We start from the raw sequence: 21,097 nt of genomic DNA on the forward strand, positions 1-21,097 counted from the left end.
GGCCCTGCCGGCAGAAGGGACGGACCACGTGAGCGCGGGTGCGCATCAGGGAGCGGCGGCGGCCGACCAGGTCGAGCAGATGCTGCGGCAGGTCTCGCCCGGGCGCTATGACGCCTACGAGGCACTGCTTGCGGCCCTCGCACACGGACAGGTCTGGATGCTCCTGTGGCACGGCCGGGCCGGACAACCCGATGCGCAGTACGGGAACATGGAGGTCGACGGGATGGGCTACGCCCCCTGCGTGACCTCCGCGGCCGAACTCGCCGCCTCCGGCTGGACCCGCGACCACGAACTCGTCACCGGCCCCGAGATCGCCGCCTCCCTCTTCCCCGACCGCTGGGGGCTGTGGCTGAATCCGCACGCTCCGGGCGGCGGGGTCGGCCTCCCCTGGCTCGACCTGCGCCGGATCGCCGTCGGCCTCGACCGACTGCCCGCCGGGCCGCTGCGGATCTCCGAACCGGTCATCGACATCCCGCAGTTCTACGCCCTGCTCGCACAGAACGCCCACCGGACGCCGCCGGTACGGTCGTTGCGCCGCGCCTGGGTGCAACCCGCCCTCGGCGCCCCGTATCTGGCGATCGGGCTGGATCTGTACGACACCGGACAGCCGTCGGTGGACGCCGCGCGGATGATGATCCAGCAGTCGATGGGCGCCGTGCCGGACGGACTGCCGGTCTCCACGGTCGCCATGAACGACGAGTACGACCCGGTCGGGATGTGGATGCGGGCCTGCGCCCGTCCGTTCTTCGACCGCGACGGCTACGCCCAGCCGCCCGCGCCCGGCCCCACCCACGGTTACGGCTACCCCCGCCCGTACTGACGCCGGCGGGTGCCCGCGTGGCCCCGCCCCGCTGTCGATCTTGGGGTGAATTCCCCCCATCCGCCCGGCGGTTGACGACCCTTCCGGCCGTCCGGCGCACCGCTCAGTCCGCACCCCTGTTCGTATAACGGAAAGCCGCGGACCACATCACAGTTGCGCATCCATTCACCTTCAGGGCTGGTGAGTGATCGCGAGTCGGATGAAGACTCCGGGCAGCGAGGACCTCGGTCCTTTGTACGAGCGTCATCCCCCACCGGCGTCATGCGCACCTCAGACACGTCCGCAGTGCCAACTCCCGCGAGACCCGGAGGAGATGGCGGCAGGGGAAAACCAGAGACGCAGAGACCAGGCCGCTACCGCGGCGGCACAGGCCGGCCACCCCGTCGGCCGGGAGGGGTTCTGAAGCACCGTGACCGCACCGATTGACACCACCGGGGCGGCTGCTGAGGCGCAGCCGGAAGCGGTGCTGGAGGGCGTGGAGAGCAAGCGGATCGAGGGGCGTTCGCTCGGCCAGATCGCGTGGCTGCGCTTCCGCCGCGACAAGGTCGCGATGGCGGGTGCCATCGTTGTCATCCTGCTCATCCTGATCGCCGCGTTCTCCCGTCCGCTCCAGGCGCTGTTCGGGCTGGACCCGAACCAGCCGTACCAAGACCTGATCGACCCCAACACCACCCTTCCCAAGGGCGACTTCGGCGGGATGAGCGCCGACCACCCCCTGGGCGTGGACCCCAAGTTCGGCCGCGATCTGCTCGCCCGGATCCTGGAGGGCTCCTGGGTGTCGCTGCTGGTGGCGTTCGGCGCGACGCTGCTGTCGGTGGCCATCGGCACCGTCCTCGGCGTGATCGCGGGCTTCTACCGCGGGCGGGTGGACGCCTTCATCAGCCGGCTGATGGACGTCTTCCTGGCCTTCCCGCTGCTGCTGTTCGCCATCGCGATCTCCGCATCGCTCCAGGGCGGCGCGTTCGGCCTGGACGGCCTGCCGCTGCACATCTCGGTTCTGATCTTCGTGATCGGCTTCTTCAACTGGCCCTATATGGGCCGGATCGTGCGGGCCCAGACCCTGTCGCTGCGGGAGCGGGAGTTCGTATCCGCCGCCCGTGGACTGGGCGCCCGCGGGCCGTTCATCCTCTTCCGAGAACTCCTGCCCAACCTCGTGGGACCGATCATCGTCTACTCGACGCTGCTCATCCCCTCCAACATCCTCTTCGAGGCGGCGCTGAGCTTCCTGGGCGTCGGTATCCAGCCACCTCAGTCGTCCTGGGGCGGCACGCTCACCCAGGCGGTCAAGTACTACGAGGTCGATCCCCAATACATGATCGTCCCCGGCCTCGCGATCTTCGTCACCGTGCTCGCGTTCAACCTGCTCGGTGACGGTCTGAGGGACGCGTTGGACCCGCGTAGCCGGTGAGCGGCTGCCGGGCCCCTGACCGGGCGCGCACCTTTGTCACTGCCGTTTCGAATTGACGTTTCACGACGAACGAAGGGGACACCGAGCATCATGCGAAGGTCACTTCCGGTCGCGACTGTCGCGGCCATCACCAGTGCGGGCCTTTTGCTGGCCGGCTGCAGCGGAAAGGGGTCCTCCGACAGCTCGGCCGGGGCCAACGCCGCTACCAAGGGCGTAGTCAACGCCTCGGACGAGAAGGGGGGCACCGTCACCTACGCGATGAGCGACGCCCCCGAGTCCTTCGACCCGGGCAACACCTACTACGCCTTCGTCTACAACTTCAGCCGCCTGTACGCGCGCCCGCTCACCACCTTCAAGCCGGGTCCCGGCACCAAGGGCGAGCAACTGGTCCCGGACCTCGCCGAGTCGATGGGCAAGGCCAGCGACGGCGGCAAGACCTGGACGTACAAGTTGCGCCAGGGCGTGAAGTTCGACGACGGGACCCCCGTCACGTCCCAGGACGTCAAGTACGCGGTGGAGCGCAGCAACTTCGCCCGCGACACCCTCTCCCTGGGCCCGAACTACTTCCAGCAGTTCCTCCAGGACAACGACGGCGGCTACAAGGGCCCCTACAAGGACAAGAGCAAGGAAGGGCTCAAGTCCATAGAGACGCCCGACCCGCAGACCGTCGTCTTCCACCTGAACAAGCCGTTCGCGGAGTTCGACTACCTGGTCAGCGCCCCGCAGACCGCCCCGGTCCCGCAGGCCCAGGACAAGGGCGCGGACTACACCAAGCACGTGGCGTCCACGGGCTCGTACAAGTTCGAGAGCTACCAGGAGGGCAAGAAGCTCACCCTGGTCCGCAACCCGCAGTGGTCAGCCAAGACCGACCCGCTGCGCAAGCAGCTGCCGGACAAGATCGTCCTGAACCTGAAGGTCGCGCAGTCGACCATCGACAAGGACCTCCAGTCCGGCAACACCATGGTCGACATGGCCGGTCGCGGCGTCGACGGTCAGACCCAGGCCCAGCTGCTGACCGACCCCGCGCAGAAGGGCCACACCGACAACGCGCTCGGTCAGCGCCTGGTCTACACGGCGATCAACACCAAGGTCGCGCCGTTCGACAACGTCGAGTGCCGCAAGGCCGTCGAGTACGCCATCGACAAGAAGGCCGTGCAGACCGCGCTCGGTGGTCCGATCCGCGGTGACATCGCCTCCACGGTCCTGCCGACGGACATCGCCGGCTACCAGAAGTTCGACCTGTACCCGCAGAAGTACAGCGGCGACAACCTGGACCTGACCGAGGCCAAGGCGCACTGGAAGAAGTGCGGTGCCGGCAACGTCAGCACCACGATCCTGGCGCGCAACGACCGTCAGGACGAGGTCGACGCGGCCACCTCGGTCATCGGCTCGCTGAAGAAGATCGGCGTCAACGCCAAGATCCAGTCGTACCCGACGAGCAAGTACTTCTCGGACTACGCCGGTGTGCCGGCGTTCGACAAGTCCAACAACGTCGGTCTGATGATGATGCAGTGGGGTGCCGACTTCCCGACCGGCTACGGCTACCTCCAGCAGATCCTCAGCGGCAAGGCGATCAGCCAGTCCGGCAACTCCAACCTGTCCCAGCTGGACGACCCGGACATCAACAAGCTGCTCGACAGTGCCATCGCCAACACCGACCAGGCCGCTCGCGAGAAGGCGTACGGGGACATCGACCGGAAGGCGATGGAGCAGGCGGCGATCGTCCCGCTGACCTACTTCAAGGTCCTGATGTACCGCTCGCCCAAGGCCACCAACATGGTGTCCACCTCGGCCTTCAGCGGTGAGTACGACTACCTCAACATCGGCGTCAAGAAGTAGCAGCCCTGGAAGGCAGGTGAAGGCATTGGTGCTCGCGGGCCGGACGCTCCCGGCCCGCGGCACCGGCGCCGCATCCCCGTGTTCTCGTACATCATCCGCAGGTTGATCAGCGCAGTGATCTTGCTGCTGATCGTCAGCGCGGTCACTTTCGGCATCTTCTTCCTGCTGCCGAAACTGGCCGGGCAGAGCACCGACCAGCTTGCCCAGCAGTACATCGGAAAGGCCCCCACGCCCGCGGACATCGCCGCGGTCAAGCACAACCTCGGCCTGGACAAGCCCGTGTACGAGCAGTACTGGGACTTCATCAAGGGCATCTTCGTCGGCGTCGACTACAAGTTCGGACCGGACGCGGCCACCTGTCACGTGCCGTGCTTCGGTTACTCCTTCAAGACCCATATCGAGGTCTGGCCGGAGATCCAGTCCCGGCTCCCGGTGACCCTGTCGCTGGCCGCCGGCGCCGCGGTGCTGTGGGTCATCTCCGGTGTAGCCACCGGTGTGCTCTCCGCGCTCCGCCCCGGTTCGATCTTCGACCGGCTGGCGATGGGCGTGGCGTTGGCCGGCGTCTCGCTCCCGATGTTCTTCACCGGCGCGCTGGCCCTGGCCCTGTTCACCTACCAGTGGCCGCTCTTCGAGCGCAGCGACTACGTGCCGCTGTTGGACGACCCGTTGGGCTGGGCCCGGACCCTGGTCCTGCCCTGGATCACCCTGGCCTTCCTCTACTCGGCGCTCTACGCCCGGCTCACCCGGGCCGGCATGCTGGAGACGCTCAGCGAGGACTACATCCGCACCGCCCGCGCCAAGGGCCTGCGGGAGCGCCGGGTGGTGGTGCGGCACGGTCTGCGGGCCGCGCTCACCCCGATCATGACCGTCTTCGGCATGGACCTGGGCCTGCTGCTCGGTGGTGCGCTCATCACCGAACAGGTCTTCTCGCTCAAGGGAGTCGGCGCCTTCGCGGTGGACTCCATCAACGCCAACGACCTGCCGAACGTGCTCGGCGTCACGCTGCTCGCCGCGTTCTTCGTCGTCCTTTGCAACCTGGTGGTGGACCTTCTGTACGCCGCCGTCGACCCGCGGGTGAGGCTCTCGTGACCGACTCTTCCGAGGACAAGACCACGGCGGCGGAGAAGCCCGCCGCCGAGGAGCCGGCGAAGGCCGAGGAGCTGACGAAGGCCGAGGAGCCGGCGAAGGCCGAGGAGCTGACGAAGGCCGAGGAGCCGGCGAAGGCTGAGGAGCCGGCGAAGGCCGAGGAGCTGACGAAGGCCGAAGAACCGACCAAGGCCGAGGAGTCGGCGAAGGCCGAGGTGACCGGGGTCGGGTCCGCCGGGGCCGAGCCCGCCGGGGCCAAGGCGGCCGGGCCCGTCGCGGCCGGGACCCCCTCCGCCTTCCTCGAAGTGCGGGACCTGAAGGTGCACTTCCCCACCGACGACGGTCTGGTGAAGTCCGTCGACGGGCTGACCTTCAGCCTGGAGAAGGGCAAGACGCTCGGCATCGTCGGCGAGTCCGGCTCCGGCAAGTCGGTGACCTCGCTGGCGATCATGGGCCTGCACCGGGCCTCCCGCCAGCAGCGCAGCAAGGTCCGGATGTCCGGCGAGATCTGGCTGGACGGCAAGGAGCTGGTCGGCGCCGACCCCGACGAGGTGCGTCGGCTGCGCGGCCGCGAGATGGCGATGATCTTCCAGGATCCGCTGTCCGCGCTGCACCCCTTCTACACGGTCGGCCAGCAGATCGTGGAGGCGTACCGCGTCCACCACGACGTCGACAAGAAGACCGCGCGCAAGCGGGCCGTCGAGATGCTCGACCGGGTCGGCATCCCGCAGCCCGACAAGCGGGTGGACGACCATCCGCACCAGTTCTCCGGCGGTATGCGCCAACGCGCCATGATCGCGATGGCGCTGGTCAACAACCCCGAGCTGCTGATCGCGGACGAGCCCACCACCGCCCTGGACGTCACCGTCCAGGCGCAGATCCTGGACCTGATCCGCGATCTGCAGAAGGAGTTCGGCTCGGCGGTCATCATCATCACCCACGACCTGGGCGTGGTCGCCGAGATCGCCGACGACCTGCTGGTGATGTACGGCGGCCGGTGCGTGGAACGGGGCCCTTCGGACGAGGTGTTCGGCACCCCGCAGCACCCCTACACCTGGGGCCTGCTCGGCTCCATGCCGCGGATCGACCGCGACCAGACCGAACGGCTGATCCCGGTCAAGGGCTCGCCGCCCAGCCTGATCAACGTGCCGTCCGGCTGTGCCTTCAACCCCCGTTGCCCGTACGCGGACGTCCCCAAGGACAACGTCACCCGCACGGTGCGCCCCGAACTGCAGCAGGTCGACGGCCGGCACTTCTCGGCCTGCCACCTGCCGCAGGAGGAGCGGCAGCGTATCTGGACCGAAGAGATTGCGCCGAAGCTGTGACCGAGACCAACGAGACGAAAACGGCCGAGACGACCGAGGCCGACGGGAAGACCGGGACGACCGAGGTCAACGGGAAGTCCGAGACGACCGAGACGACTGAGGCGGCCGAGAGGACCGAGAGCACCCCGGCCGCCGGGAGCCCGACGCAGGACCGGCCGCTGCTCAAGGTCCGCGGCCTGGTCCGGCACTTCCCGATCACCAAGGGCCTGCTCAAGCGCACGGTCGGCGCCGTCCAGGCGGTCGACGGGATCGACTTCGACGTCTTCGCCGGGGAGACCCTGGGCGTCGTCGGCGAGTCCGGCTGCGGCAAGTCGACGATGGGTCGGCTGATCACCCGGCTCGACGAACCGACCGGCGGCTCAGTCGAGTTCGAGGGCCAGGACATCACCCACCTGTCCCCGGGCAAGCTGCGCCCGATCCGCCGCGACGTCCAGATGATCTTCCAGGACCCGTACGGTTCGCTGAACCCGCGGCACACCGTCGGCGGGATCGTCTCCACCCCCTTCCGGCTCCAGGGCGTCGAGCCCGAGGGCGGGGTCAAGAAGGAGGTGCAGCGGCTGCTGGAGCTGGTGGGCCTGAGCCCGGAGCACTACAACCGCTATCCGCACGAGTTCTCCGGCGGCCAGCGCCAGCGCATCGGGATCGCCCGGGCGCTGGCCCTCAAGCCCAAGCTGGTGGTCGCCGACGAGCCGGTCTCCGCCCTCGACGTCTCCATCCAGGCCCAGGTCGTCAACCTCATGGACGACCTCCAGGAGGAGCTGGGCCTGACCTACGTCATCATCGCCCACGACCTCTCGGTCATCCGGCACGTCTCGGACCGGATCGCGGTGATGTACCTCGGCAAGATCGTCGAACTGGCCGACCGCGACGCGCTGTACGCATCGCCGAGGCATCCGTACACCAAGGCGCTGCTCTCGGCCGTGCCGGTGCCGGACCCCAAGCGGCGCACCAAGCGCGACCGGATCCTGCTCAAGGGCGACGTCCCCTCGCCGATCAACCCGCCGTCCGGCTGCCGGTTCCGCACCCGCTGCTGGAAGGCGACGGAGGAGTGCACCACCACCGAGCCGCCGCTGGTCCAGCTGCGGACCGGGCACCAGGTGGCCTGCCACCACCCCGAGGACGAGGCGGACAACCCCGATGCGGCGACCGAAGGTTCGGGCGGTAAGGCATCAACCGGGCAGTAACGCCTGACGACTTGGCAAAGTCGCTGGTGAAGCCGGGCGGGAGAGTGCAGAGTCGGCGCGGTTGTTCTTCTCGCATCCGCGTTCCCGAAGGGACGGCTCATGGCACTCTCCCGTTCTGCGCGTCGCTCTTCCCGCTGGCTCGCCCTGGCCACCGCGGTGGCCTCGGCCGCCACCATCGCCGCGGCCCCGGCAGCCTCGCCGGGCGCCCCCGGCATCGGTGACCCCTACTTCCCCAACCTGGGCAACGGCGGCTACACGCCCCTCCACTACGACCTGGGCGTCAGCTACCACCCGGACTCCGGCCGGCTCGACGGCCGGGCCACCGTGTCCGCCCGGGCCACCCAGAACCTCTCCTCGTTCGACCTGGATCTCCAGAAGCTGACCGTCGACCAGGTCCGGGTCGACGGCCGCCCCGCCCGCTTCTCCAGAACCGGCGACGAACTCGTCGTCCGGCCCGGCCGCCCACTCTCCCGCGGCGAGCGCTTCGCCGTCACCGTCGTCTACCACGGCGTCCCCCAGCCGCTCAGCGGCCCGATCGTCTTCGGCTCCCAGTACGGCTGGATGAAGACGAAGGACGGGGTGTTCGTGGCCTGCGAGCCGAACGCCGCCTCGACGTGGTTCCCCTCCAGCGACCATCCGTCCGAGAAGGCCACCTACGACATCCGAATAGACGCCCCCAAGGGCCTGACCGGGGTCTCCAACGGGCGGCTGGTCGGCTCCGGCGAACACGGCGACCGGGCCTGGTTCCACTGGCGCGAGAGCCGCCCGATGGCGCCGTACCTGGCCACCGCCACCATCGGGAAGTTCGACGTCCGCACCGGCACCACCCCGGGCGGCACCCCCATCTACGTCGCCACCGACCCGACCCTCCCGACCGGCAAGGTCGACGTCTACGGCGTCACCGCGGAGGCCACCGACTACTGGTCGAAGGTCTTCGGGCCGTACCCCTTCGAGGAGACCGGCGCGATCGTGGACGACATGCCGCAGGCCGGCTTCTCCTTGGAGGTGCAGTCCAAACCGGCGTACTCGGCGGTCCGCAGCGAGAGCACCATCGTCCACGAGCTGGCCCACCAGTGGTTCGGCGACTCGGTCTCGGTCCGGCAGTGGAAGGACATCTGGCTCAACGAGGGCTTCGCCACCTACGCCCAGTGGCTGTGGGCCGAGCACCGCGGCACGAGCGCCGCCCACGACGCGTTCCGCAAGGCGTACGCGGCCGCCCCGGCCGACGACGCCTTCTGGAAGATCAAGGTCTCCGACCCGCAGCGGGACACCATGTTCTCCGACGCGGTCTACGAGCGCGGCGCGATGACCCTCCAGGCGCTGCGCGAACGCATCGGCGACCGGGCGTTCTTCCGGCTGCTGCCGGCCTGGACCGCCCGGCACCGCTACGGCAACGCGGACACCGCCGACTTCATCGCGCTGGCCGAGAAGGTCTCCGGGCAGCGGCTCGGGGACCTCTTCCACACCTGGCTGGACACCCGGAGCCGTCCGGCGCTGCCGGGGGAGTGACCGGCTACTCGGCGTCGTCGGCGGCGGCGGCGGCCTTCCGGCCCCGGTCGCGCAGCTGCTGCGGCCGGGGCAGGTGCAGCCCCAGATAGAGCGCGCCCATCCGGAGTGCGAACACCAACCCCGCCGAGACCACCGCGGCGGGGTTGGCCCCGGCCCCGAGGCGGTCCATCAGCAGGTAGCAGCAGGCGCCGGCGAGCGCCGCGATGGCGTAGACGTCCTCCCGCAGCAGCAGCGGCGGGAACTCCCCGCACAGCACGTCGCGGATCACCTCGCCGGCGACGCCGGTCAGCACCGCCAGGATGACCACCGCGAGTGGGGTGGCACCCGCCGAGATCGCCGCCCGGGCCCCGATCACCGTGACCACCGAGAGCCCGATCGCGTCGACCACCAGCAGCGACTTCCGCGGCAGCGACCAGAAGCGCAGATAGACCATGGTGCCCACGCCGACGCAGATGATGACCGTCAGCAGTACCCAGTCGTGCGTCCAGTACAGCGGCCGGCGGTCCAGGATCAGATCGCGCAGCGTGCCGCCGGAGATGGAGGCGGCGAACGCGAGGACCAGACCGCCGAACGGATCCATGTTGGCGCGGTAGGCCGCCAGCACACCGCTCGCGGCGAAGGCCGCGACCCCGATCAGGTAGAGCACATGAAGCATGCGGTCATGATGACAGCAGCGGAGTGGATCGCTCCGGCTGCGTTCCCCGCCCGGCTCCCGCGCGTTCCTTGAATCTGTCACTACCGGTCGGTAATAAATCCGTGTAGCGTGCCGCCATGGCATCGGTGACCGCAGGAAACAGCGAGTTCGACCGCGACACCGCGGTCACCCGGCGCGCCCCGGGGGTCTACGACACCCACCTCTCCGCGGGCTGGACGATCATCAACGCGGTCAACGGCGGCTACCTCCTCGCCCTGATGGGCCGCGCCCTGGGCGACGCGCTCCCGCACCCGGACCCGCTCACCATCACCGCGCATTACCTCACGGCCTCCGTCCCCGGCCCCGCCGTCGTCCGCACGGACGTGGTCCGCACCGGCCGCACCCTGTCCACCGGCACCGCCACCCTCGTCCAGTTCACCGAGGACGGCACCGAGGTCGAGCGGATGCGGGTGCTCGCCACCTACGGCGACCTCGCCGCCCTCCCCGACGACGTCCGCACCACCGCCAAGCCCCCGGCCCTCCCGCCCTACGAGCACTGCCTGGGCACGGACAGTGCGCCCGGCGACCGGCCGGCCATCCCCGGCAGCACCGCCATCGCCGAGCGGCTGGACATCCGGCTCGACCCGGCGACCGTGGGCTGGGCGGTCGGCGCCCCGTCCGGCAAGGGCGAGATGCGCGGCTGGTTCGGCCTGGCCGACGGCCGCGAGCCCGACCCGCTCTCCCTCCTCCTGACCGTCGACGCGCTGCCGCCCACCGCCTTCGAACTGGGGCTGCGCGGCTGGGTCCCCACCGTCGAACTGACCTGCCACGTCCGCCACCGCCCGGCGCCCGGCCCGCTCCGGGTGTCCATCACCACCCGCAATCTGGCCGGCGGCTTCCTGGAGGAGGACGCCGAGGTCTGGGACTCCGCGGACCGGCTGGTCGCCCAGTCCCGCCAGCTGGCCCGCACGATCCTGGTGAAGTAGCCGACCCCGCCTGCCGCCTGCCCCGGCCGGGACCCGGTCGGGGCCGACTAGCCGGCGAACTCCCGCAACGCCACCGCCAGTTCGCCCGGTGCGTCCTCCTGTGCCAGATGGCCCGCGCCCTCGATCAGCCGCAGCCGGGCCCCGGGAATACGGGACGCCAACTCGCGCCCCTTGGCGACCGGGATCCAGGTGTCCTCGGTGCCCCAGCAGATCAGCACCGGCACCGCGATCTCGCCGTACCGCCCGGCCACCTCGTCGGTGAACCGCTGGTCGTTCTGCTCGATCTGCCGGTAGAACGCCGACTGCCCCCGCTCCGTGCACCACGGCGCGACCAGCCGGTCCAGGACGTCGGGCCGCAACCCCGGATGGCTGCACGAGGAGACGTACTCCCGCACCAGCGCCCGGTGCAGTTCCCGCGGCAGCCGCCCGAACACCTCGGGGTGCGCGCCCAGCAGTCGGTACGTCGGCGACCCCCAGGGCGCCAGCGCCACCGGGTCGACCAGCGCCAGCCGCGCGTACTGCGCGCCGTGCAGCAGATGCGCCCGCAGCGCGACACACCCTCCGAAGTCGTGTGCCACCACCACCGGCCGGCGGTCCGGGCCGGTCAGCCCCCAGTGCGCCAGCAACTCCATGAACACCGCGGTCTGCGCCGCCAGCGTCACGTCCTGCCCGTCCCGCATCTCCGAGGCGCCGTACCCCGGCATGTCCCAGACGTACACCTGCCGCCCCTCGGCCAGCGCCCGGGCGACCCCGCGCCATACGAACGACGAGAACGGCGTCCCGTGCAGGAGCACCACCGGCGCCGCCGCCCCGCCGTCCTCCCCGAGCACGGCCCACCGCACCTCACCCGACGCGCTACGGAACGTCCGATCCAGAACCCACTCTGTCATGAGTGTCAGGCTAGTGACTCCTTACCTGGACTGTCGAGGGGCGGGTGCAGCGTGCGCCTTGGGGTATGCGCCCCCGCGCGGGTCGTGCGCCCCGGGGTGGCTCGTAGAATCAGCGCACCATGGTTTACCTCGACCACGCCGCCACCACCCCGATGCTCCCGGAGGCGGTGCAGGCGATGACCGCCCAGCTGACCGTCACCGGCAACGCGTCCTCCCTGCACGCCGCCGGCCGTCGGGCCCGGCGCACCGTCGAGGAGGCGCGGGAATCACTCGCCGCCTCCTTGGGTGCCCGCCCCAGTGAAGTCGTCTTCACGGCGGGCGGCACCGAGGCCGACAACCTCGCGGTGAAGGGCCTGTACTGGTCCCGCCGGGCGGCCGATCCGGCGCGCACCCGGATCCTGGCCAGCCCCGTAGAGCACCACGCCGTCCTGGACGCCGTCGAATGGCTCGCCGAGCACGAGGGCGCCACCGTCGACTGGCTGCCGGTCGACCACTACGGCCGGGTGCACGCCGACGCGCTGCGCGAGGCCCTCGTCCGCAACCCCGCCGATGTCGCGCTGGCCACCGTGATGTGGGCCAACAACGAGATCGGCACCATCCAGCCGGTCCGTGAACTGGCCGAGGTGGCAAGGGAGTTCGAGGTCCCGCTGCACGCCGACGCGGTGCAGGCGGTCGGCCAGCTGGACGTCGACTTCGCCGCCTCCGGGCTGGCCGCGATGACCGTCTCCGGCCACAAGATCGGCGGCCCGTACGGGATCGGCGCGCTGCTGCTGGGCCGCGAGTACGCCCCCGTGCCCGTGCTGCACGGCGGCGGCCAGGAGCGCCACGTCCGTTCCGGCACCCTCGACACCCCCGCCATCGCCGCGTTCGCCGCGGCCGGCCGGCACGCCGTCGCGCACCGGGAGGAGTTCGCCCGCGAGATCGGCGCGCTCCGCGACGACCTGATCAAGGCGGTGCGGGCCGCCGCCCCCGACGCCCTCCTGGGCGGCGACCCGGACCCGGCCGGCCGCCTCCCGGCCAACGCCCACTTCACCTTCCCCGGCTGCGAGGGCGACTCCCTGCTGCTCCTGTTGGACGCCCAGGGCATCGCCTGCTCCACCGGCTCCGCCTGCACCGCCGGCGTCGCCCAGCCCAGCCACGTCCTGCTGGCCACCGGGATGTCCCAGGACCTCGCCCGCGGCACCCTGCGCTTCTCACTGGGCCACACCTCCACCGCCCAGGACGTGGCGGCGCTGGCGGACGTCATCGGTCCGGTGGTGGAGCGGGCCCGGGGCGCCGGACTCAGCTAGCGGGGCCGGGCCGGCCGAGGGTCACGCCCGGCCCGCCGGCCGGCGCAGCTCCGCCCGGACCAGCGTCAGGTAGCGGTCCCAGTCCCAGTGCGGTCCGGGGTCGGTGTGGTCCGTGCCCGGGACCTCCACGTGGCCGACGATGTGGTCCCGGTCGGCCGGGAAGTCGTACCGCCGACAGATCCCGGCCGTCAGCCGGGCCGATGCGGCGTACATGCCCGGGGTGAAGGACTCCGGCCGGTCCACGAACCCCGCGTGCTCGATGCCCACGCTGCGCTCGTTGTAGTCGCGGTTCCCGGCGTGGAACGCCACGTCCAGTTCGCGGACGGTCTGTGCGATGTGCCCGTCACCGCGGACGACGTAGTGCGCCGACGCCTCGTGGAACGGGTCCCGGAAGACCTTCAGCGCGGTGGCGAAGCTGCCCTGGACGACGTGGATCACCACCCGGTCGACCGGGTAGTCGTCGGGGCGGCCGGCCTGCCGGTAGTTCGCCGGGGACGCGGCCGACCACTGCGCACCGGCGAAGTCGACCTCGCCCTCCTTGCGCGGCCGGCTGTTCCCCGGCAGCCGCCACCACCAGTACGCCAGCTCCTCGCGGGCCGCGACCGCCGTCGCCCCCGCGGCCACCACGGCCCCGCCGCCGAGCAGCAGCGCCCGTCGCCGGGTGAGCCGCTTCCCGGTGCGCTGCCCGGGCGCCGGCGGGTCCGTCGGGTGCCGTTCCCCGTCCCGCCCCTCGGCCCGCCCCTCGGCTCGTCCCCCGACTGAGGGGAGTCGTTCCTCGTCCCGCGCCTCATCCGTCGCCGCCATGCCTTCCACAACGCTTTCCGGGCGCGTTCCGGTTCCGTCTACTCTTGAGGGGCTATGACTGATGCCGCCGCCGCCCCCCGCCTCCGCGTCCTCGCCGCCATGTCCGGTGGTGTGGACTCCGCCGTCGCCGCGGCCCGCGCCGCCGAGGCCGGCCACGACGTCACCGGGGTCCACCTCGCGCTGTCCGAGAACCCCAAGTCGTTCCGCACCGGCGCCCGCGGCTGTTGCACCATCGAGGACTCCCACGACGCCCGCCGCGCCGCCGACGTGATCGGCATCCCGTTCTACGTCTGGGACCTCGCCGAGCGCTTCCGCGAGGACGTCGTCGAGGACTTCATCGCGGAGTACGAGGCCGGGCGCACCCCGAACCCCTGCCTCCGCTGCAACGAGAAGATCAAGTTCGCCGCCCTCCTGGACAAGGCGCTCGCCCTGGGCTTCGACGCGGTGTGCACCGGCCACTACGCCACGGTCGTGGTCCGCGAGGACGGCAGCCGCGAGCTGCACCGCGCCTCCGACATGGCCAAGGACCAGTCCTACGTCCTCGGCGTCCTCGACGACCGCCAGTTGGCACACGCGCTGTTCCCCCTGGGCGACACCCGCACCACCAAGGCCGAGATCCGTGAAGAGGCCGCCCACCGCGGCCTGTTCGTCGCCAAGAAGCCCGACAGCCACGACATCTGCTTCATCGCCGACGGCGACACCCAGGGCTTCCTCGCCAAGCGGCTGGGCACCGCCGAGGGCGCCATCGTCGACGAGTCCGGGGAGGTCCTGGGCAGCCACGACGGCGCCTACGGCTTCACCATCGGGCAGCGCAAGGGCCTGCGGCTGGGCCGCCCGGCCGCGGACGGCAAGCCCCGCTACGTCCTCGACATCTCCCCGGTGAACAACACCGTCACGGTCGGCCCGGTCGCCTCCCTCGACGTGACGGCGCTCACCGCGATCCGCCCCCGCTGGTGCGGCCGTCCGCCGGCGGCCGGCCCGGCCACCTACACCGCCCAGCTCCGCGCCCACGGCGGTGAGACCGAGGTGACCGCCGACCTGGTCGACGACACGGAGCTGCGGGTCGCCTTCACCGAGCCGGTCCGCGGCGTCGCCCCCGGCCAGGCGATCGTCCTCTACGACGGCACCCGGGTGGTCGGTTCGGCGACGATCGCCACCACCACGCGCCGCCCGGCCGACGAGCCGGCGCCGCAGCGGGCCGGCTGACCGCACCGCCCCCACGGGCCGCTCCGCCGAGCTCCTGACCCGCCCGCACCACGGGCCCCGGCGCCACTCATGACAAATGTCACGGCCAAGTCGGGACAGGCGGGACTGCCGGCCGGGTACCGGCGTACCCGAAACTTGGGATGTCCGTTACGGCGCACCAGTCGCCGTACACCGCCCAACTCGGGGGAGTCCGTAGTGAGTCAGCAGCAGTCCGCCGGTAGTCAGCTCGTGCGGGCCCTCGCCCCGCTGGTCGTCGACGCCGGCATTCCGATGGCCATGTACTACGTCCTCAGCAGCGGCTTCGGTCTGTCCGACGTGGCGGCACTGGCCTGGAGCAGCGTTGTCCCGGCGCTGCGCACCGTTTGGAGCCTGGTCCGGGAGCGGACCGTCAACGGCCTCGCCCTGCTGATCCTCGTCGTCAACGTGGTGGGGCTGGCGACGAGCACGCTGACCGGCGACCCCCGGCTGATGATGGCCAAGGACGGCGGCGTCAGCAGCGTCGTCGGGATCGCGATACTGCTCTCGGTGGGCGCCGGACGGCCCTTGATGACCGCCGGGCTCAAGCCCTGGGTGACGAAGGGCGGCCCGGAGGCGAACGCCGCATGGGACCGGCTGCGGGCGGACAGCGCGCGGTTCGGGCAGCTGGAGCGGCGGTTCTCGATGATCTGGGGGAGCGCGCTGCTGACCGAGTGCGTGCTCAAGGTCGCCGGCGCCTACCTCCTGCCGGTGCACACCATGGTCTGGCTGGGCACGGTGCTGACCGTGGTGGCGATCCTGGTGGCCATGGTGGCCGCCGGCGGCGCCAGCGCCGAGCCGATGGAGCAGATGATCAAGGCCGAGGTCCGGGCGGCGACCGAGGCCGAGGCCGGCGCGGCGAAGGGCGCGGAGCCGGCCCCGGTCGCGGCGGCCGGGGTCTGACGTACCCGTCGGGCGGGGGAGTTGCGGAAATCGCGTACAGGATTGGCGCGCCGGGCCCCCCGCTCTCGATCGGCCGGGCGTTGGCGCATAAGGTCTGCGATGCGACGGGACATCCAAGGCCCCGCGTCGACGGTTCAACGGCGATCCGGACGGCACGCGGCTTTCGTCGGCCACGAAGGGAACGGAAGTCATGTCGACTGTTCAATCTGAGGCCAAGCACGGTGGTCTGACCGCCGAGCTGGCTGCCCTGCACGCCGAGCTGGTCCGTCGGAATCCCGGTGAGGCGGAGTTCCACCAGGCGGCTCTGGAGGTCCTGGAGACGCTGGCCCCGGCGCTCACCGCCCGGCCGGAGTTCGTGGACGCCAGGATCCTGGAGCGGATCGTCGAGCCGGAGCGCCAGATCATGTTCCGCGTGCCCTGGCAGGACGACTCCGGGGAGATCCGCGTCAACCGCGGCTTCCGGGTGGAGTTCAACAGCGCGCTCGGCCCGTACAAGGGCGGCCTGCGGTTCCACTCGTCCGTCAACCTCGGCATCGTGAAGTTCCTCGGCTTCGAGCAGATCTTCAAGAACGCCCTGACCGGGCTGAACATCGGCGGCGGCAAGGGCGGCAGCAACTTCGACCCGCACGGCAGGTCGGACGCCGAAGTGATGCGCTTCTGCCAGTCCTTCATGACCGAGCTGCACCGCCACCTCGGCGAGCACACCGACGTACCGGCCGGTGACATCGGTGTCGGCGGCCGGGAGATCGGCTACCTCTTCGGCCAGTACCGGCGGATCACCAACCGCTGGGAGGCCGGCGTCCTCACCGGCAAGGGCCTCGAATGGGGCGGCTCCAAGGCCCGCACCGAGGCCACCGGTTACGGCAACGTGCTCTTCACCGAGGAGATGCTCAAGCAGCGCGGTGAGGAGCTGGACGGCCAGCAGGTCGCGGTCTCCGGCTCCGGCAACGTCGCCCTCTACACCATCGAGAAGGCCCAGGCGCTCGGCGCCAACGTCCTGACCGTCTCGGACTCCGGCGGCTACGTCGTCGACGAGAAGGGCATCGACCTCGCGCTGCTCAAGCAGATCAAGGAGGTCGAGCGCGGCCGGGTCAGCGACTACGCGCAGCGGCGCGGCGGCTCGGCGAAGTACGTCGCCGGCGGGAACGTGTGGGACGTCGCGTGCGACGTGGCGCTGCCGTCGGCCACCCAGAACGAGCTCGACGCGGACGCCGCCCGGATCCTGGTCCGCAACGGCGTCAAGGCGGTCTCCGAGGGCGCCAACATGCCCACCACCCCGGAGGCGGTGGCGCTCCTGAAGGAGGCCGGCGTGGCCTTCGGCCCGGGCAAGGCGGCCAACGCCGGCGGGGTGGCGACCAGCGCGCTGGAGATGCGGCAGAACTCCGCCCGCGAGGCGTGGTCGTTCGAGCGCGCGGAGGGTGAACTCGCCGCCATCATGCGGGGGATCCACGACACCTGCTTCCAGACCGCCGAGCGCTTCGGGCTGCCCGGCGACTACGTGGCGGGCGCCAACATCGCCGGCTTCGAGCGGGTCGCCGACGCGATGCTGGACCAGGGCCTGATCTGACGCCAGGCCGGACCCGGCCGCGGCACCGCCCGCGGCCGGGCCCGGCGTGCGCCGCCCGCCCCGTAGGGTGAACGGCATGAATATCTGCGTCTTCTGCTCCGCCGCCGACCTCGATGACCGCTATGTCCAGCCCGCCCGGAAGTTCGCGGAATCGATCGGCAAGAGTGGACACGCCCTGGTGTGGGGCGGTTCGGACACGGGTCTGATGAAGGTCATGGCCGACGGTGTCCAGGAGGCCGGCGGCAAACTCCTCGGGGTCTCCGTGGAGTTCCTGGCGCACAAGGCGCGCGCCAACGCGGACGAGATGGTCGTCACCAAGGACCTCGCCGAGCGCAAGGCGCAACTGCTGGCCCGCGCAGACGCCATCGTCGTGATGGTGGGCGGTACCGGCACGCTGGACGAGGCGACCGAGATCCTGGAACTGCGCAAGCACGGGATGCACGGCAAACCGGTGGTGCTGCTGAACACCGCCGGTTTCTACGACGGGCTCAAGGTCCAGTTCGAGCGGATGGCGGCGGAGGGCTTCCTCCCGATTCCCCTGTCCGAGCTGGTGTTCTTCGCCGAGGACGGCGCGGCCGCGCTGGCCTACCTGGAGGAGCAGGTGCGCGCCCGGGGCTGACCCTCCGCCCGGGGGTACGCCGTAGGATCGCCCCCATGGGTACGCATATGATCACGGGCGCCGGATCGGGCATCGGCGCGGCGGTCGCACGGCGGCTCGCCGAGCGCGGCGAGGAACTCTGGCTGTTGGCGCGGGACCTCCGCCGGGCCAAGGAGCTGACCGAACAGTTCCCCGGGGCGCACGTCCTCGTCGGTGACCTCGCCACCCCCGAGAAGCTCGACTGGTCGCTCGGCCACCAGAAGTTGCCGACCCGGCTCGACTCGCTCCAGCACATCGCGGGCGTCATCGAGCTGGGCGCGGTCGGCGACCTGCCCGCCAAGGCGTGGCAGCGCCAGCTCGCCGTCAACCTCGTCGCACCGGCCGAGCTCACCCGCCTGCTGCTGCCGCTGATCCGGATCGCCCAGGGCGACGTGGTCTTCGTCAACTCCGGCGCCGGGCTCGACGCGCACGCCAACTGGAGCGGGTACGCGGCGAGCAAGCACGGTCTGAAGGCGCTGGCCGACTCGCTGCGCGCGGAGGAGCACGGCAACGGTGTCCGGGTCACCTCGGTCTACCCGGGGCGCACCGCCACGCCCATGCAGGAGAGCACCCACCGCCAGGAGGGCAAGGAGTACGACCCGGCCCAGTGGATCGACCCGGAGTCGGTGGCCACGGCCATCCTCACCGCGATCGACCTGCCGCGGGACGCGGAGATCAAGGACCTGGTGGTCCGGCCGGGCCGGTGACCGCCTCCGGCCCCGGGGCTCCCGGGGCCGCGCCGGCGGCCCGGCCGCCCCTCGCCCCCGTGCACCGCACGGGGGCGACGTACGCTTTCGGGGTGACCACGTCAAGGGCGACCAGCGAAGCGAAGACCACCGCCGCGGCGGGGTGCGGGTTCCGGGAGATCCGGGGGCTCGTCACCGAGCTGAGCCGGCGCCTGGACGCCCACCAGCGCGGCCGGATCGCGGAGCTGGACCTGACGCCGACCCAGGCGAAGGCGCTGGAGGAGCTGGGCGAGCCCAAGACCGCACGGGAGTTGGCCGCGGTGCTGTGCTGTGAGCCGCCGAACGTCACCTACGTCATCTCCAAGCTGGAGAAGCAGGGCATGGTGGTCCGCCGCCCGCACCCCGCGGACGGGCGGGCCAAGCAGCTGGTGCTGACCGAGGCCGGTCGGGAGCTGCGGCTGGACCTGTTGCGGCGGATGGGCACCGAGTCGCCGCTGGACCACCTCTCCCATGCGGAGCGCAGCGCGCTCCGCGACGAACTGCTCAGGGCGCTGGGCCGGGCCGCCGGCTAGGGCCTGTCCACCCTCCGCACGGGCCCCCGGGGCGTACCCCGGGGGCCTTTGGTATGGCTTCGGTAAAGTTATAGCTGTAACCATTACCGCCGATGGATAGATACAGCTATAACTAAATCCATGATCACTGAGACCGCGGCGCCGCGCAGTACGGCGAGCACCCCGACCCGCCCTGCGCCCGCCCGCGGCGGCGCCCAACTCCTCGTCCTGGCCCTCGGGTTCGTGATGGCGAGCCTGGACACCGGCATCATGAACGTCGCCGCGCACGACCTGCGGGACCGGCTCGGACTGACCATGTCCGGCCTCACCTGGGTCGTCGACGGCTACGTCCTCTCCTTCGCCGCGCTGCTGCTGCTCGCCGGCTCGCTCGCCAAGCGGTACGGCGCCCGGCGGATCTACCTCATCGGGCTGGCCGTCTTCACCGCCGCCTCCCTGCTGGGCGCCGCCGCGCCGGACGGCGCTGCCCTGGTGGCGGCCCGCATGGCCCAGGGGGCGGGCGCCGCGCTCTTCATGCCCAGCTCGCTGTCGCTGTTGATGAACGCCTTCCCGGAACCGGCCCGCCGCGCGAAGGTGCTCGGCATCTGGTCCGCGATCGTCTCCACCTCCGTCGCCCTGGCGCCGACCCTCGGCGGCCTGCTCGTCGGCACCCTCGGCTGGCGCAGCATCTTCCTGGTCAACCTGCCCATCGGGATCGTCGGGCTGCTGCTCACCCGCCGGGTGATCGCGGCCGTCCCGGGCAGCGGCGCACCGCTCGGCGGCAGCGGCCACGTCCTGGGCCTGCTCGCCCTCGGAGCGCTCAGCTACGCACTCATCGAGGGGCCCGCCGCCGGCTGGACCGCGCCCGGCGTGCTGGCGGCGTTCGCGGTGACGGTGCTCGCCGCCGCCGGCTTCGTGATCCGGGAACGGACCGCCCGCACCCCGGTCCTGCCCGTCACGCTCTTCGCCGACAGCCGCTTCAGCGCCGCCAACGCGGTCGGCTTCCTCTTCAACTTCGCCTTCTACGGCGCCCTGTTCGTCCTCGGCCTCTTCCTCCAGACCGGGCGCGGCGCCGACGCGGTGACCGCCGGCCTCCAGATGCTCCCGGCCGTCCTGGTCCTCCCGCTCGGCAACGTCCTCTATGCCCGCATCGCCCCGCGCACCGGCAACCGGGCCGCGCTCACCGCCGCCCTGGCGGTCTCCGCCACCGGTTACCTCCTGCTCTTCCTCTTCCTGACGCCGTCCCTGCCGTACGGGGTGATCGCCACGGTGCTGGCCGTCGCCAACCTCGCCAGCGGCATCAGCTCCCCGGCGATGACCGGCGTCCTGATGGAGGCCGCCGGCCGCGAGCACGCCGACATCGGCAGCGCGACCCTCAACGCCAACCGGCAGGTCGGCTCGCTGGTCGGCATCGCCGGCATGGGCGCGGTGCTGACCAGCGCCGACGGCGCCTACCAGGGGGCCGGGTACGCCTTCGCGCTGACCGCACTGGCCCTGGCCGTCGCGGCGGTAGTGGGCTGGCTCGGCATCCGCGGGCGGAACTGACCGACGGATAGAGCGGATAGAACGGGCAGAACTGACCGGTCGGCGGACCGACCTACGGACGCGCCAACGGACGCACCAACCGAGGGGCGAGGGGTGCGACGGGTGCGGGCGGTCGCGCCGGGCGCACGGCGGTGGGCCGGGCGGGGCGGGGGCCGGGGGACCCCCCCGCCCCCAGCCCCCAACGCCACACACCGTGTGCAAGAACAAAATCCAAAC

General features: G+C 71.2%; 19 protein-coding genes. 16 read left to right on the forward strand and 3 right to left on the reverse strand.

From position 1 onward, the window contains the following. Window positions 1–28 precede the first annotated feature (28 nt). The 7 genes from ACFVT2_RS28785 to ACFVT2_RS28815 all read left to right on the forward strand — a co-directional run bounded on the left by ACFVT2_RS28785 (window position 29) and on the right by ACFVT2_RS28815 (window position 9,171). Window positions 29–820 carry an enhanced serine sensitivity protein SseB C-terminal domain-containing protein gene (locus ACFVT2_RS28785; protein WP_390022505.1) on the forward strand — a complete coding sequence of 264 codons (792 nt, stop codon included), beginning with the start codon at window positions 29–31 and terminating at the stop codon, window positions 818–820. A gap of 409 nt (window positions 821–1,229) precedes the next feature. Next, entirely contained in the window at window positions 1,230–2,228 is a 999-nt protein-coding gene (locus ACFVT2_RS28790) for an ABC transporter permease (RefSeq protein WP_390022506.1), read from the forward strand. A 90-nt stretch (window positions 2,229–2,318) separates the two neighbouring features. After that, on the forward strand, window positions 2,319–4,067 hold the full coding sequence (locus ACFVT2_RS28795; protein ID WP_390022507.1) for an ABC transporter substrate-binding protein: 1,749 nt from the start codon (window positions 2,319–2,321) through the stop codon (window positions 4,065–4,067). 78 nt (window positions 4,068–4,145) lie between these two features. Beyond that, window positions 4,146–5,156 carry an ABC transporter permease gene (locus ACFVT2_RS28800; RefSeq protein WP_390022509.1) on the forward strand — a complete coding sequence of 337 codons (1,011 nt, stop codon included), beginning with the start codon at window positions 4,146–4,148 and terminating at the stop codon, window positions 5,154–5,156. Window positions 5,157–5,368: 212 nt separating this feature from the next. Then, window positions 5,369–6,478, forward strand: a complete 1,110-nt coding sequence (locus ACFVT2_RS28805; protein WP_390022566.1) for an ABC transporter ATP-binding protein — start codon at window positions 5,369–5,371, stop codon at window positions 6,476–6,478. Further along, entirely contained in the window at window positions 6,475–7,662 is a 1,188-nt protein-coding gene (locus tag ACFVT2_RS28810; protein ID WP_390022510.1) for an ABC transporter ATP-binding protein, read from the forward strand. Before ACFVT2_RS28805 ends, ACFVT2_RS28810 begins: the two co-directional genes overlap by 4 nt. A 99-nt stretch (window positions 7,663–7,761) precedes the next feature. Then, on the forward strand, window positions 7,762–9,171 hold the full coding sequence (locus ACFVT2_RS28815) for a M1 family metallopeptidase (RefSeq protein WP_390022512.1): 1,410 nt from the start codon (window positions 7,762–7,764) through the stop codon (window positions 9,169–9,171). Between the two features lie 4 nt (window positions 9,172–9,175). On the opposite strand, the gene ACFVT2_RS28820 is transcribed toward ACFVT2_RS28815, so the two are convergent. Beyond that, on the reverse strand, window positions 9,176–9,826 hold the full coding sequence (locus ACFVT2_RS28820; RefSeq protein WP_390022513.1) for a trimeric intracellular cation channel family protein: 651 nt from the start codon (window positions 9,824–9,826) through the stop codon (window positions 9,176–9,178). 116 nt (window positions 9,827–9,942) lie between these two features. On the opposite strand from ACFVT2_RS28820, the gene ACFVT2_RS28825 reads away from it, so the two are divergent. Continuing rightward, window positions 9,943–10,791, forward strand: a complete 849-nt coding sequence (locus ACFVT2_RS28825; protein WP_390022515.1) for a thioesterase family protein — start codon at window positions 9,943–9,945, stop codon at window positions 10,789–10,791. 47 nt (window positions 10,792–10,838) lie between these two features. Here ACFVT2_RS28825 and ACFVT2_RS28830 read toward each other — a convergent pair whose 3' ends face one another. Then, complete coding sequence (locus tag ACFVT2_RS28830; RefSeq protein ID WP_390022516.1) at window positions 10,839–11,681, reverse strand: alpha/beta fold hydrolase; 843 nt, start codon at window positions 11,679–11,681, stop codon at window positions 10,839–10,841. Window positions 11,682–11,800: 119 nt separating this feature from the next. Here ACFVT2_RS28830 and ACFVT2_RS28835 point away from each other — a divergent pair, with 119 nt between their 5' ends. Beyond that, window positions 11,801–12,970, forward strand: a complete 1,170-nt coding sequence (locus tag ACFVT2_RS28835) for a cysteine desulfurase family protein (RefSeq protein WP_390022518.1) — start codon at window positions 11,801–11,803, stop codon at window positions 12,968–12,970. Window positions 12,971–12,991: 21 nt separating this feature from the next. On the opposite strand, the gene ACFVT2_RS28840 is transcribed toward ACFVT2_RS28835, so the two are convergent. Then, window positions 12,992–13,774, reverse strand: coding sequence for an N-acetylmuramoyl-L-alanine amidase (locus tag ACFVT2_RS28840; protein WP_390022520.1), 783 nt, complete (start codon window positions 13,772–13,774; stop codon window positions 12,992–12,994). Between the two features lie 54 nt (window positions 13,775–13,828). On the opposite strand from ACFVT2_RS28840, the gene mnmA reads away from it, so the two are divergent. The 7 genes from mnmA to ACFVT2_RS28875 all read left to right on the forward strand — a co-directional run bounded on the left by mnmA (window position 13,829) and on the right by ACFVT2_RS28875 (window position 20,881). Further along, window positions 13,829–14,980 (forward strand): tRNA 2-thiouridine(34) synthase MnmA, encoded by a 1,152-nt coding sequence (gene mnmA, locus ACFVT2_RS28845; RefSeq protein WP_390022521.1) that lies wholly within the window; start codon window positions 13,829–13,831, stop codon window positions 14,978–14,980. A 195-nt stretch (window positions 14,981–15,175) separates the two neighbouring features. Then, window positions 15,176–15,898 (forward strand): VC0807 family protein, encoded by a 723-nt coding sequence (locus ACFVT2_RS28850; RefSeq protein ID WP_390022523.1) that lies wholly within the window; start codon window positions 15,176–15,178, stop codon window positions 15,896–15,898. A gap of 190 nt (window positions 15,899–16,088) precedes the next feature. Beyond that, window positions 16,089–17,465, forward strand: coding sequence for an NADP-specific glutamate dehydrogenase (gene gdhA / locus ACFVT2_RS28855; protein WP_390022525.1), 1,377 nt, complete (start codon window positions 16,089–16,091; stop codon window positions 17,463–17,465). Window positions 17,466–17,541: 76 nt separating this feature from the next. Beyond that, window positions 17,542–18,084: a TIGR00730 family Rossman fold protein gene (locus tag ACFVT2_RS28860; protein ID WP_390022527.1), complete on the forward strand. Its 543-nt coding sequence runs from the start codon at window positions 17,542–17,544 to the stop codon at window positions 18,082–18,084. Window positions 18,085–18,119: 35 nt separating this feature from the next. Continuing rightward, the gene (locus tag ACFVT2_RS28865) at window positions 18,120–18,809 is read left to right on the forward strand and encodes an SDR family oxidoreductase (RefSeq protein ID WP_390022528.1); all 690 of its coding nucleotides are present in this window, start codon (window positions 18,120–18,122) and stop codon (window positions 18,807–18,809) included. Window positions 18,810–18,901: 92 nt separating this feature from the next. Further along, window positions 18,902–19,360, forward strand: coding sequence for a MarR family winged helix-turn-helix transcriptional regulator (locus tag ACFVT2_RS28870; RefSeq protein WP_390022530.1), 459 nt, complete (start codon window positions 18,902–18,904; stop codon window positions 19,358–19,360). A 120-nt stretch (window positions 19,361–19,480) separates the two neighbouring features. Then, window positions 19,481–20,881 carry an MFS transporter gene (locus tag ACFVT2_RS28875; RefSeq protein WP_390022532.1) on the forward strand — a complete coding sequence of 467 codons (1,401 nt, stop codon included), beginning with the start codon at window positions 19,481–19,483 and terminating at the stop codon, window positions 20,879–20,881. Window positions 20,882–21,097: the final 216 nt, after the last annotated feature.

This window comes from Streptomyces sp. NPDC058000 (assembly GCF_042886435.1).
Taxonomy (GTDB): Bacteria; Actinomycetota; Actinomycetes; order Streptomycetales; family Streptomycetaceae; genus Streptomyces.

What these genes read in the sequence shown, in the direction of transcription:
- ACFVT2_RS28795 (WP_390022507.1), top strand. Translation starts at nt 2,319, where the DNA reads ATGCGAAGGTCACTTCCGGTCGCGACTGTCGCGGCCATCACCAGTGCG.
- ACFVT2_RS28815 (WP_390022512.1), top strand. Translation starts at nt 7,762, where the DNA reads ATGGCACTCTCCCGTTCTGCGCGTCGCTCTTCCCGCTGGCTCGCCCTG.
- ACFVT2_RS28820 (WP_390022513.1), bottom strand. Translation starts at nt 9,826, where the DNA reads ATGCTTCATGTGCTCTACCTGATCGGGGTCGCGGCCTTCGCCGCGAGC.
- ACFVT2_RS28825 (WP_390022515.1), top strand. Translation starts at nt 9,943, where the DNA reads ATGGCATCGGTGACCGCAGGAAACAGCGAGTTCGACCGCGACACCGCG.
- ACFVT2_RS28830 (WP_390022516.1), bottom strand. Translation starts at nt 11,681, where the DNA reads ATGACAGAGTGGGTTCTGGATCGGACGTTCCGTAGCGCGTCGGGTGAG.
- ACFVT2_RS28835 (WP_390022518.1), top strand. Translation starts at nt 11,801, where the DNA reads ATGGTTTACCTCGACCACGCCGCCACCACCCCGATGCTCCCGGAGGCG.
- ACFVT2_RS28840 (WP_390022520.1), bottom strand. Translation starts at nt 13,774, where the DNA reads ATGGCGGCGACGGATGAGGCGCGGGACGAGGAACGACTCCCCTCAGTC.
- mnmA (WP_390022521.1), top strand. Translation starts at nt 13,829, where the DNA reads ATGACTGATGCCGCCGCCGCCCCCCGCCTCCGCGTCCTCGCCGCCATG.
- gdhA (WP_390022525.1), top strand. Translation starts at nt 16,089, where the DNA reads ATGTCGACTGTTCAATCTGAGGCCAAGCACGGTGGTCTGACCGCCGAG.
- ACFVT2_RS28860 (WP_390022527.1), top strand. Translation starts at nt 17,542, where the DNA reads ATGAATATCTGCGTCTTCTGCTCCGCCGCCGACCTCGATGACCGCTAT.
- ACFVT2_RS28865 (WP_390022528.1), top strand. Translation starts at nt 18,120, where the DNA reads ATGGGTACGCATATGATCACGGGCGCCGGATCGGGCATCGGCGCGGCG.
- ACFVT2_RS28875 (WP_390022532.1), top strand. Translation starts at nt 19,481, where the DNA reads ATGATCACTGAGACCGCGGCGCCGCGCAGTACGGCGAGCACCCCGACC.